Here is an 11677-nt window from a genome sequence, read left to right as displayed (position 1 = left end):
AATCTTGAGAGAGACTCTCTTTCCCACCAACCAGTATTATGCGACGTTTACTGCTGATCGGGTTATGCGTATTCAGCTTTTTGCTATCTGTTTTATCTTTCCAAGCCTTTGCAACTGAACCTGGGACTTTTGATTCAATTATTCTCGACTTCCGTGAGTCGCTGACCAGTGACGAACTCTCTAGCGAACTCAGCGAACTGAAATCTGGCTACAGTAGCGACATTCGCTTAAACAGTGAATTTTCTCAAGCTGATCACGTCTTTGTGATGAAAGGCGATGCAGCGCTGCTTCGGAAACTCAAAAACTCCGACATCGGCAAGTATACGGAATTTGTGGAACCGAACTACATCTACAAAACGACGGGCAAGCCGAACGATCCCGACTACGACAAACAGTGGAACTTTCAAAGCATCAATATTGAAGAAAGCTGGAAACATACCCAAGGCAAAGGAACCGTCGTTGCTGTGATTGATACTGGGGTGAGCCAAGTTCTTGACTTAAAAGAAACTCAATTCGTTGAAGGATATGATTTCGTCAACGATCGCTCAAACGCTTCTGATGACAATGGTCATGGAACGCATGTTGCAGGCACGATCGCTCAGTCTACAAACAATCGCTATGGGGTAGCAGGTGTTGCTTACGAAGCGAGCATTATGCCTTTGAAAGTCCTGGCAGCCTGGGGTGGAGGAACGACAGCAGATATTGCAGAAGCGATTCGTTGGGCAGCCGATCACGGGGCACATGTCATTAATATGAGCTTAGGCGGTGGGGGAGAAAGCCAATTGATGCGAGAAGCGATCGAGTACGCTCATAGTAAAAAAGTGACGATCGTTGCGGCGGCAGGCAATTCGAGACGGAGTGTTGCTGAGTTTCCAGCCCGGTATCCTCACGTAATCGCTGTTTCAGCCTACGATTCGACAACGAAGAAAGCGCCCTACTCGAACTATGGCACGGGAATTGATATTGCTGCACCAGGAGGTTCGATTCAATCTTCTGCAAATAAGAGTGGTGGAATTTTGCAGAACACGATTAATCCAGCTACAGGGGAATCTGTGTTGGAATACTTTCAAGGAACCAGTATGGCTGCTCCTCACGTAGCAGGCGTTGCAGCGTTAGTGCATTCGCTTGGTACACAAGACCCAGATCGGATTGAAGGAATTTTGAAAAAGAGCGCGATCGCAGTTCCAGATGATCCGCAAAATTTCTATGGCTCAGGCAGACTCGATGCAAAAGGAGCCGTCGATTTAGCCTTGAAAGACCGTCCTTTCTTTTGGTGGCTATCTCCGAAGCTTTGGAGTGGTTTCTTCAGTCGTATTTGGTTTGATGGCAGTGCCTTCAACCTCGGTCTGAAGCTTCTCATGTTCGGAGTTGCGATCGCATTCTCGCAAGTATTTATTGCTCAGATGCCTCGAAATCGCGCTTCGCTATATTGGGGCTTGGTGCTCGGAAGTTGCGGATTGTTCTTCTTGCGAGGCATCTTTATCACGAATCTGCCTCAGTTTCCACTCCGCTTAGCAGGTAGCTCGATTCCTGAGTTGGTTGGCACGATTCTCAATTCCAATCTGCTGAATCCAATCTCTGCAAGTGTTCTGATTCCTTTCTTGCTGCTTGCTGGTTTGTTAGGACATCCTTCGTTGAAATGGTTTGCGATCGGGTGTACTTTCGGAGTTGCAGCTTGCTTAGCCGTGAGTGCAGTCTTTCTACCCGAAATGCAATGGTTAGGAAGCAGCGCGATCGCACGGGGCTATCTCGGCGTGAATGCTTTATTGTCGCTAGGTCTTGGCTTACTGGCAGCGCGAGAATAGCTCAGGCATTTTTTCAAAAATCCCCCATTGCATTCGGCTCAGAAGCAATGGGGGATTTTCTATTTATCTACGAAAGAACCGTTTAATCGTTCTAAAACAGAGTCTTAAAGCTGAAAAGACAATCGTGCGGCATTGATGCCAAATTTTCCAGATGTACCACTGAAATTGCTCAACTGGAGTCAGATGCTGTCGATATTTTCTTAGAATTTGTCGAACTCGGCGATCGCACTCTCCACTTTCCATATCAATAAACGTTTTCGTTCCTGCAATTCTGCGATAGTTCCCCCAGATTTCATCAACATAGTAAACGTGAGCCACTTGAATCACGCGGAGGATGAAATCTAGATCCATCGAATAGTGATCCTCGATCGCATAATTTCCAACTCGCTCATGCAGCGATCGATGATAAAAATAAGCGCAAGGATTACAAGGATAGGGATTGATATTCAACCCGAGAACGAGATCAAACAAGCGCAACTTAGAAGGCTTATTGATATCAATCACTTCTCCGTGATCGTTCCAGATTCGACAGTTTCCCACGATAAAGCTCGGTTCAGGTAGCGTTTTGAAGCGCTGATTAACTTGATTTAGAGTATCTAGCTCATAGTAGTCATCAACATTGAGAAACGTCAGTACATTGCCTTTTGCAAGTTGAATGCCTTTGTTCATGGCATCGGATTGACCTCGATCCGGTTCAGAGATCCAGCGAATGTGAGAATAGCAGTTCGCATATTTTTGAATGATACTGACTGTGCTATCTGTTGAACCGCCATCAATAATGAGATGCTCAATTTCATCGCACGCTTGAGCAATGACGGTTTGAAGACAGGACTCAATGAACTGCTCTCCATTGTAAACAGGAGTCACAATACTAATCATAGCGATCGCACAAAACCTGGTGTTCGATTCATAGCACGTCTTGTTGAGAATTCAAAGCGGACTGTAAACGATAGCAAGCTTCATGTAAGGTTTGTTCATGCTCTAAGCGGGCATCCACAAAGTCTGGATAAAACGATTGTGTAGTTAAATCTGCTCCGAATCCAATGAAGCTTGGTAGATCAAAGAGAAGCTGTAAGGACAAAAAAGCAGAACTGACGGCAAAGATACGAATGTTCTGCTTTTTTTGAGTAAAAGCTTTGAGAAAGAAAATTTCAAAGGGTAAAAAGAACAGATTTGAATCAGTCAGGAGAATGACTTCACGATATAAGTGAGAACATAGTTTCTGCAATTCTTTAATCTTATTGGGATCATCTCTAGGATGAGGTTTGATGATCAAGACACTATCGGGTGGAATGCTGTGTGAGCTAAGAAATTCATAGTAGGCGTGAATTTCACGAGCTTGAGGTAAGCGTTCTCCTTCTGAAAAGTTGGAAGTGAGTAGAATTGAAACTGGCGAATCTTGAATGATGGATTGAATTTCAGCTACGTGATCGTCATCGACAAATGAGGTAAAACGCTCAAACAGTTTGAGGAGCTGCACTGGCGCGAGTTTGACACTCGGCATGGGTGGCGTTTCTCCAAAAATGTCAGGCAGCACAAAGTAGCCAATATCAAAAGGCAGAGAGTAGAGCTTTGTTTTTAACTTCAGGCGTTCGCGAATTCGATGCCAGAGCGATCGTAGTTTCCACCAAGTCCAATCGAAAATTTGATCACGGGTTGGAGGCGGCGTAAACGGGCGACGAACGACGGCGGAATGCTCTGAGAAATAAAGCCCGATGCCGTCACCGTAGCAGACTCGATAAGCAGAGGGATAGGCATTGAGTAAAAGCTGATTCGTCAATTGCCAGTTGCGACAGAGATAGATTTCATCGGCTCGATCGAGTCCGAGCCAGCGATGAACTTGGCTATGAATTTGAGCGGGTCGAGTCGAGTCGAGTTTGTGCCCAATTGCATTCAGTTGATCAGGGGTGAGATAGACGATCTCCTCCCATTCACAAATCGATCTCGCCATCTGCTCGATAAAGGTTGCAAACTCATAATGCTGCTGTTCAGGAGCATAAAGCTCATAGATGACGAGGTAATTTTGGGAGTCTCTCAACTGCCCTCGATGCAAGAGCGCTGATAATGCAGCAATGAGTTGGATACTTCCTTGGCAGGTGATAATTCGCTTCATTTGGGAAGAAGTTGAAAGAGCTTATCTTTGTAGATAGGTTGGAGTGTATAAGTTTGCTGGAGGTTCTGTTTTAGGTAGGTAAGAGGTTTATAGAGATATAAATTCGGTTGATTTGGAAGCGATGGAACTTGATGTCGAATCGCAAGCTGGAATTTTGTACTCGGCTGAACGAGATGGCTTAATGTTAGGATATCGCCGATCGTGCCGCCTCCCTGATAAGACTCTTCTGCACTAACGACGATCGCATTTTCAGCTTGATTGATCATCGATGCGATCGCTAAATCTTCACTCAGGCGATTTTGAAACATCTGCACCGTACATGAAAGCACACCTGCGGTAAGAATACTGACCAATGCGAACCGCCAAAATGCTTTTTGTAGAAGATTTGAGCCATTTTTTAGCTGAGTTGCAAACAGATGTGCAACTGCAAGCTGAATCCCTAAATAGCACGGGACAAAGTAGCGCCCATTTGTCGATCGTAATCCACCCCAGATCAAGTCAGGAACAACAAAAGTAATAAGTAACGGTAAAACTAAAAGTGCAATCAATACCCAGGTTGCTTTTCGGGTACGGAGAATCAGCGATCGGGCTGAAAGGAAAGTGAGAAGCCCGATCGCAGTTGTAAATAAAAAGCTCCAAGAACCCGCTAGACTGCGTTTCAGAAAGATAAATTGATAATTCGTCACCCAACTCTCTAGCAACGTGTGGAGCGGAGTCGGTTGAAACATCCAAGCATTGCTTCTTTCGACCTGTGACAGGTTCACGGCTACAAAGAATAGCCAAGGTAAATATCCAAGGAATCCAAGGAATGAAGCTTTGAGAAAAGCACTCATAGGTTTCGTCAGTTTCACTTTCTGAGATGCGATCGCATGAATGCAATGACCTACCCAAATCAGAAGCGATAACAGAGACGTATATAGCGATAGAATGATTGAAACGCTATATAGGCTCCAAGCTAATTTTTTTGGAGATCGCATTGCATGAAGATATGCAGCGGAAGTAAACAAAGTCGTTGCCGCCCATAAAGAATATTCTCTGACTTCTTGAGCATAGTAAACCTGAAATGGCGAAACACTGACCAGTGCGATCGCGATCCATCCAGTAGATGGCAAACCAAATAACTCAAGACAGAGCCAGTAGATCGCTGGAAAAACGAGCAAGCTTAGCAGGCTTGGTAATATTCTGAGTGAAGTGAGATCGTTGCCAAACCATCGCATCCAATAATGTAAAAGTGTATAAAACAGAGGTGCGCGATGCGGTTCTTCAGTTGCTAAAGAGCGTACAACATCAAATTCAGTTTTCTCAGATGAAAGCTGTTGAAATTTGAGCACCTGATCACGATCGAGGATTTGAGTATTAAAAATTTGAGTTGTAATTTCTGTGAGCGTATAGCCCGATGATCTCAGTAACGTATGTGCCTCATCATGCCAGTAAGGTCGTTCTCCGAGGGACGCAAATCGGAAAAAAATACCAAGCAGCAATAGGATCACAACAAGAAGCCTAAAGGGTTGGATCGATTTTATGTTCATTGACAGGTGTGACGATGACTTCAGAACTAGCGAAAGCGCGATCGCAGCTTCCGAATTAGAGATAGAATGCAACGAATGATTGGAGCCGTTTTGATCTGAGTTTTTATTATTCTACTGGCTCGAATCTCAGTTATTACTAAGTCTGCTTTGTCCTGCAACCTTGCTGAATCAGCTTGAGCAGAAAGTTTTTGATAAAGTAGTCCATGCTGTTCAAGTGCTAGATCATAGTTCTGATTGAACAAGCGAATGGATAACTGAATTGGAATACAGTTCTGATTTCTCATCCATTGATTCAATTGTGGGATTGCAAAGAAGTGAAAGGGCTGAACAATGATGAAAAAACCGCGATCGCAAAGTAGATTTGTACTCTGTTGAATCTGCTGCTCTAAGGCACGATCCACTCCACTCATGACTACAATTTGAAATTCTCCACCTGGATCAGGCTGCAGATCTTGTACATTGACTTGCAGCCCTGCCTGTAGATAGTCTGTTTGGGTCTGTACGAGTTGCTCAGAGTCAACAACGTGAGTCAGTTCAGCACGAGGTAAGTCTGCAAGATCTGCGACGATCGTTGAGCAAGTTCGCCAACACAGAATCTTGAGTTTAGGATAGATGCGATGAAGTTCTTGAATGAGTTCGTAGAGTTTGAGACGAGTTTGAAGCCGGGTTGAGGTGTGCAATCGTCGATCGTGTTTGGGAAATTCGAGCTTGTTGAAAATCGATCGATATAGTTGTTGCTGGACTGTTGGTTGAGAGTAATGAGTGAGAAAATGCTCATGTCCAGCTTGGGCAATTTGGTTCGCTTTTTGAGGATGAGCAAGGTAGAACTGAATTTTCTCGATGAGTTCTGTCTCATTGCCGTAGCATTCAAAATGCTTGCCTTCTTCAAAGAGTTCAAAGAGTCCAGACTGCGGACGAATGCGATCGGTGAGTAAAAAACCTCCTGCCATCAGCACTTCAAACACACGCCGATTCAGATCTCCATTCAAACTACTATTGATAACAATCCGTGCTTTTGCATAGTCTTCTAGAGAGCTAATGTAATCTTTTTGGCATATATCTATGTTGATCCCAGATGCCCGAACTACATTCAAAATATGAGTTCGATATTGATGTAATTCCGACTCAGAACCGCGAAAAATAACGGCGTACTGTTTCTCTGAGAGTTGAGGAATATATGGATCAATGACGATCGACCCAGGTAACCAAAATACATTTCTTAGTCCTGCCTCAGTAAAGAAGTGAAGATGCTGAGGGCTTTGATATGTCCAGTGATAATCACAATTGAGATGCTTGCAATAGCTCACCATTCGACTCAACCCACCATCGCCTAAGTGAAAAGTGTCTCCCAATTTCATTACAGTTGGACAGTTCAACGTGTGGAGTCCGCGCGGCAGAAAAGTCATGACACGGGCAGACAGACTGACGAGATCAGGTTGGAATGGAAGCTGTTTGAGGAGGGGACGAATGTTGAAAGTGTTGTCAGGAATTGAGATCGCGTGACCTGCTCGAACAGCTTCGATGGGAGGATCAGGACAGGCGATGATGCGAGTTGAGGGCTGAGTAAAGTCGAAATCTGAGAGTGAAGCGGGTTTCGGGCGCAGTATCAGTTCCTTTGGGGTGAACATTCGGAAGGATTGCGGTGACGAAGGAAATAGAGATACGCCAACACTAACATGAATCCCTTGCGAATTTTAGGTAGGTTTGTACACCGAATAATGGATTGAAACGTATCAAATTCCTGTTGAGTTGGGTGAGGAATTGAACGAAACTCCTCACCTGCAAATTGATCAATGTCTTCGGAGTAATTGAATTTTTTAATCCAGAATTTAAACAAACGCTCGATCGCTTGTTCATACTGTTGAAAATATTCGGGCGATCGTGTTTTTAAGCGTCCGTAGTACCCATTATTGCCATGAACTCGATATTTTACGAGGGGTTGATTGAGGTAAAATTTATGAGCATTCGCGATCGATGTTCCATAAGTTACACAGTCATCGGCTCGAATTCGCCAATCTTCTAAGTAAGGAATGGGAAAGATTGCTTCGAGAACATGCCGCCTCATCGAAAGGGTAGAAGTGCGATGTCCAATCCAAGTTCTTCGATATAGGGTGCTGATTTTTGAATAGCCAAGATCACGAGTGTGGGTGTAACAAGTTGCAATTCTTTCTTCGTTACCAAAAAGTTCTGAACTGGTAAATAGAAAGTCACAAGCTGGATGATTTTGGTAAAAGTTTAGAACGGTTTCGATATAGGTTTCTTGGTATACGTCGTCTGCGTCTAAGAAGAAAATAAGCTCACCTGTGGCAGCGTTGAATCCGTCTTGAAATGCTGCAAGTTGTCCTTCGTTTTTCTTTTTTAAGATGAGATTGATATTTGGGCTTCGATTAGAGGGAATCGTGCCCCCTAAATCTCCCATTCTGGGGGACTTTGAATTTAGAAAATCTTGTAAGACTTGGGCAGATTGATCGGTTGAGCAATCATCTACAATAATGATTTCATCGGCTTGGGCTGATTGATTGAGAACGCTCTCGATCGCATCAATCACATAGGTCTGATAATTATAGTTATTGATTAAAACAGAAGTTTTCATCGCAGTATTCGGCTCAGTAAAGATTTTCTAGAAAAGTTTCCTTCTCGAATATCGGGGCGAATATACGATCGTAAAACGCTTAACTCAATATCCCGTTCTGTCAAAATCCCTGCATCTATCGCTTCATGAAAGTATTGAAACCACAATTCGCCGTAGGGATGATTGTAAGCTTTCCAAGGTTGAGTAAATAGATTGGTATAGTGAATCAATTTCGTTTCCGAATTGTGAAAATCGAATACGTTCCAGTTGGGGTCAAGTTCAGCGATCGCGAAAGGATGATGCTTCAGAAAGGCTGAACTCATTCGATTAAAATCTGTGTAAGTATAGCGCTGCTTTTCGATATCAAGAAAATACCTATCGAGATCAAAATAGCACTTTTCACAATCCATCAGCATTACGCTTAATCCCCAATTTCCACCATATTCTTGTTTAGCAAGAAAGTGGTGAATGCCTAAATCGATCTCATATAACTCTGAAATATCGGTGAGGCAAACTGTATCTGAGTCGAGATAAATTGCCTTGCCCTGATAATTACAAATTTTTGGGATAAGGTAGCGATACAAACTAAATTCAGTGACATTTTGATATTTAATTTTGAGCGACATCGGCGCAGGAACCGGTTCTTGATCATTTCGCTCGATCGCATTATGAGTCCCGTTCAAAACGTAAATATCTAAATCTTGCTGCGTGTGTTTCCGTAAGGAATAGATTAAAACCTTGCGCTCGACTAAACTGGCTTCTCCAGAACCAATAAAAACTCGAATACTCATCTTGTACCTATTACGATATTCCAAGCTTTGTGAAGTTGAGGCGATTCTAAAACGGCTAACGTATCTCTTGAAGTTGAAATAAACTGATAACCGAAACTTTCAAGATGCTGACGGCATAAGTGCTGATCTGATACGTTTAGATGCTTATGTTCATAAAGCACGATCGCAGATCTAAATTTTTCAAAGTCAATGAGTTTAATAATTTCAAAATCATATCCTTCTGTATCAATATGGATAACATCAATATGATGGATATGATGTTTATCACAAAGTTCTTCAAAGGTTAGACAAGGAACATCGCTTGTCATTAATCGCTCTTCTAAATCTGGAATCCATTGAGCATGTTTTAGAATCGTTGGAAGCGAGAATGAACCAAGCTGGCTATACCATTCAGGTGCATTATTGTCTTGCTTTAAATAGTAGAATTTTTGGGAATTATTTGTATGAGCGATCGCGCTATTTTCCAAAATGATATTGGAGAAATCTTTAAAGTTCTTCTCTAATTCCTGAAAAATATAACGAACAGGTTCAACTTTAACTCCCGACCAATTCCACTTCAAAATAAACGGATAAATTGGATCGCCATTAATCCCATCATTGGCTCCAACTTGAATAAAAAATGGCTGCTGAGTTAGCGAAAGAGCATAGAAAATGCAATCAATTGGATCTTGGAATGCAAAATACCTTAAAAAAGGTGATCGCACAAATTTCCAGGGACATCTTTTTTTCAGAAATTGCCGAATTTTTGACCGAATTCCCATAAGTTAAAAACTCCGCCATTCTGCTTTTGTCAAAATCTTACACTTCTGAGGCAATCCTGCACTTCCAGTCCCAAAGAAATCCCCGCCTTCTACCACAATCGAAACTGCATCTTGTAGATAATCTAGTACTTCAGATTCGCGATAAGAGAAGAAGATAGGTAAGCGATACGTGCCGTTTGCTAACGGTAGCTGATTTAATCGACATCTCACAACGCCTGAATTCGCATTCAAAACAACGTTACTATCTGTAAAACTCGTTCTGAGCAATAGGATAGTTTGTCCTTTATCGTCTGAAACTGCAAAGCTCACAATCACACTCTCTAAAGCTTGACCTGAGTAGTTGACATAGCCAAACTCAAACTCATAATCTACGCCAGATTGAAGAATTTCAACAGCTTGTCCTTGTGCATCTAAGACGCGAAAGCTAGAGACTTTCACTCTTCCTGAACCCGTACGATCGCGTCTTTCCAGCAAAGGAATCCGGCTCATCAACTGATAAGAGTTTTCTAAATAAACGTCGATCGCGGCTTGTACTTCTCCATGAAACGCAACCTGTCCTGCCTCCAGCACGATCGCCTGATTGCATAAAGCGCTAATCGTCTGCATATTGTGGCTGACAAACAAAACAGTTCGTCCCTCTTTTCCCACCTCTTCCATCTTATTCAGACACTTCTGCTGAAATTGGGTATCTCCGACGGCTAAAACCTCATCCACAATCAAAATTTCTGGCTCTAGATGTGCTGCTACTGCAAATGCTAAGCGCACATACATCCCCGAAGAATACCGTTTGACAGGCGTATCTAAAAACCGCTCAACCTCAGCAAAATCAACAATCTGCTCAAACTTGCGCGCAATCTCCGATCGACTCATTCCCAAAATCGCGCCATTGAGATACACATTCTCCCGTCCGGTTAGCTCAGGATGAAAGCCAGTTCCAACTTCTAGTAAACTTGTAACTCTGCCTATCATCTCAATTCTGCCTTGAGTCGGCTCGGTGATTCGACTCAGCAGCTTCAAGAGCGTCGATTTCCCTGCTCCATTTCGCCCAATGACTCCCAAACGATCGCCTGCTTGCAGCGAAAACGAAACGTTATCTAATGCCAAAAAATCTTCGGTCGATCGCTTCTGAGCGTTCCGATTGAACAACGATTTGACGGAACTTGCAATCACATCTCTGAGCAAAAAATTAGGCGCATTCGACTGATGTGCAATTTGATAGCACTTACTCAGATTCTCAACCTGAAGTACTAAATTTGACACATCACACTCCTAGATAATGTCCGCAAAGGTTCGCTCAACACTTCGGAAATAGCGAATTCCCGTCCACACCAACAGTACCACTACCCCCAAGGCTAAAACAAACCCCGGCAGATAAAACGACGGTTCACCCTTGAGAATTGCCCAGCGAAAGCCATCAATCACACCAACCATCGGATTGAGTGAATACAACAATCGCCATTGTGCCGGAATAATTTCCACACTATAACCAACCGGAGAAACATACTGCCCAAGCTGAATCAGAAACGGAATTACCTGCGCCACATCGCGAAACCGGACATAAATTGCAGCAAACCACAAGCCAACTCCAAACGCCGCCAATGCTGCGATCGAGACAAAAAATGGCAGGGTTAAAATTCGCCAAGTTGGAATGTATTGATACCAAATCATCACTCCCAATAGCAACATTCCAGACACTAAGAGATCAACGAAATTCACTGCGATCGCACTCGCTGGAACCAGCAATCGCGGAAAGTAAATCTTCGAGATCAAATTCGCATTACTGACCAAACTCTGGCTCGTCTGTCCCAAGGACGCTGCAAAAAATTGCCAAGGCAGTAAGGCAGCTAAAACCAAAATCGGATAAGGCGTATCTTCTTGTGTCGGCAAGTTCGCCAGATTGCTAAACAGAACCGTGAACACAATCATCGTCAGAAACGGGCGGATCAGTGCCCAAGCAATCCCGATCGCGGTTTGCTTATAACGAACTAGGATATCTCGCCAGGATAAGAAATAGAACAGTTCACGATACTGCCACAAGTCCCGCCAATATTGCTTTTCAGTTTGCCCTGCTTCAATGACCAGTCTCGATTTTTTCATCAAACGCTA

The 11677-nt window shown here is 43.3% G+C and carries 10 protein-coding genes; 1 reads left to right on the top strand and 9 read right to left on the bottom strand.

Features of this window, described 5'->3' with window-relative positions:
- The first annotated feature begins 38 nt into the window (after nt 1-38).
- The gene (locus OU814_RS12755; protein WP_268183309.1) at nt 39-1805 is read left to right on the top strand and encodes a S8 family serine peptidase; all 1767 of its coding nucleotides are present in this window, start codon (nt 39-41) and stop codon (nt 1803-1805) included.
- 63 nt (nt 1806-1868) lie between these two features.
- On the opposite strand, the gene OU814_RS12750 is transcribed toward OU814_RS12755, so the two are convergent.
- The 9 genes from OU814_RS12750 to OU814_RS12710 form a co-directional block, all read right to left on the bottom strand.
- Entirely contained in the window at nt 1869-2684 is an 816-nt protein-coding gene (locus tag OU814_RS12750; protein WP_268183306.1) for a glycosyltransferase family 2 protein, read from the bottom strand.
- 28 nt (nt 2685-2712) lie between these two features.
- Nucleotides 2713-3918, bottom strand: a complete 1206-nt coding sequence (locus tag OU814_RS12745; RefSeq protein WP_268183303.1) for a polysialyltransferase family glycosyltransferase — start codon at nt 3916-3918, stop codon at nt 2713-2715.
- Nucleotides 3915-5399 carry a glycosyltransferase family 39 protein gene (locus OU814_RS12740; protein ID WP_190779969.1) on the bottom strand — a complete coding sequence of 495 codons (1485 nt, stop codon included), beginning with the start codon at nt 5397-5399 and terminating at the stop codon, nt 3915-3917. Before OU814_RS12740 ends, OU814_RS12745 begins: the two co-directional genes overlap by 4 nt.
- Before the next feature lie 74 nt (nt 5400-5473).
- Nucleotides 5474-7075, bottom strand: coding sequence for a glycosyltransferase family protein (locus tag OU814_RS12735; protein WP_268183300.1), 1602 nt, complete (start codon nt 7073-7075; stop codon nt 5474-5476).
- The gene (locus OU814_RS12730; RefSeq protein WP_268183298.1) at nt 7054-8040 is read right to left on the bottom strand and encodes a glycosyltransferase family 2 protein; all 987 of its coding nucleotides are present in this window, start codon (nt 8038-8040) and stop codon (nt 7054-7056) included. The genes OU814_RS12735 and OU814_RS12730 overlap by 22 nt, the downstream gene beginning before the upstream one ends.
- Nucleotides 8037-8810, bottom strand: coding sequence for a glycosyltransferase (locus tag OU814_RS12725; RefSeq protein ID WP_268183296.1), 774 nt, complete (start codon nt 8808-8810; stop codon nt 8037-8039). Before OU814_RS12725 ends, OU814_RS12730 begins: the two co-directional genes overlap by 4 nt.
- Nucleotides 8807-9571, bottom strand: a complete 765-nt coding sequence (locus tag OU814_RS12720; RefSeq protein WP_268183294.1) for an FkbM family methyltransferase — start codon at nt 9569-9571, stop codon at nt 8807-8809. The genes OU814_RS12725 and OU814_RS12720 overlap by 4 nt, the downstream gene beginning before the upstream one ends.
- A gap of 3 nt (nt 9572-9574) precedes the next feature.
- Entirely contained in the window at nt 9575-10831 is a 1257-nt protein-coding gene (locus OU814_RS12715; protein ID WP_268183292.1) for an ABC transporter ATP-binding protein, read from the bottom strand.
- Between the two features lie 9 nt (nt 10832-10840).
- Nucleotides 10841-11668: an ABC transporter permease gene (locus OU814_RS12710; RefSeq protein WP_017286321.1), complete on the bottom strand. Its 828-nt coding sequence runs from the start codon at nt 11666-11668 to the stop codon at nt 10841-10843.
- Nucleotides 11669-11677 lie beyond the last annotated feature (9 nt).

This window comes from Leptolyngbya sp. GGD (assembly GCF_026735145.1).
GTDB classification, from domain to species: Bacteria; Cyanobacteriota; Cyanobacteriia; order Leptolyngbyales; family Leptolyngbyaceae; genus Leptolyngbya; species Leptolyngbya boryana.
The sequence above is the reverse complement of the archived record's forward strand: the minus strand, read 5'-3'. Positions and strand labels throughout refer to the sequence as shown.

Excerpts from the sequence above, each read along its gene's own strand:
- OU814_RS12755 (WP_268183309.1), top strand. The coding sequence starts at position 39 with ATGCGACGTTTACTGCTGATCGGGTTATGCGTATTCAGCTTTTTGCTA.
- OU814_RS12750 (WP_268183306.1), bottom strand. The coding sequence starts at position 2,684 with ATGATTAGTATTGTGACTCCTGTTTACAATGGAGAGCAGTTCATTGAG.
- OU814_RS12745 (WP_268183303.1), bottom strand. The coding sequence starts at position 3,918 with ATGAAGCGAATTATCACCTGCCAAGGAAGTATCCAACTCATTGCTGCA.
- OU814_RS12735 (WP_268183300.1), bottom strand. The coding sequence starts at position 7,075 with ATGTTCACCCCAAAGGAACTGATACTGCGCCCGAAACCCGCTTCACTC.
- OU814_RS12730 (WP_268183298.1), bottom strand. The coding sequence starts at position 8,040 with ATGAAAACTTCTGTTTTAATCAATAACTATAATTATCAGACCTATGTG.
- OU814_RS12725 (WP_268183296.1), bottom strand. The coding sequence starts at position 8,810 with ATGAGTATTCGAGTTTTTATTGGTTCTGGAGAAGCCAGTTTAGTCGAG.
- OU814_RS12720 (WP_268183294.1), bottom strand. The coding sequence starts at position 9,571 with ATGGGAATTCGGTCAAAAATTCGGCAATTTCTGAAAAAAAGATGTCCC.
- OU814_RS12710 (WP_017286321.1), bottom strand. The coding sequence starts at position 11,668 with ATGAAAAAATCGAGACTGGTCATTGAAGCAGGGCAAACTGAAAAGCAA.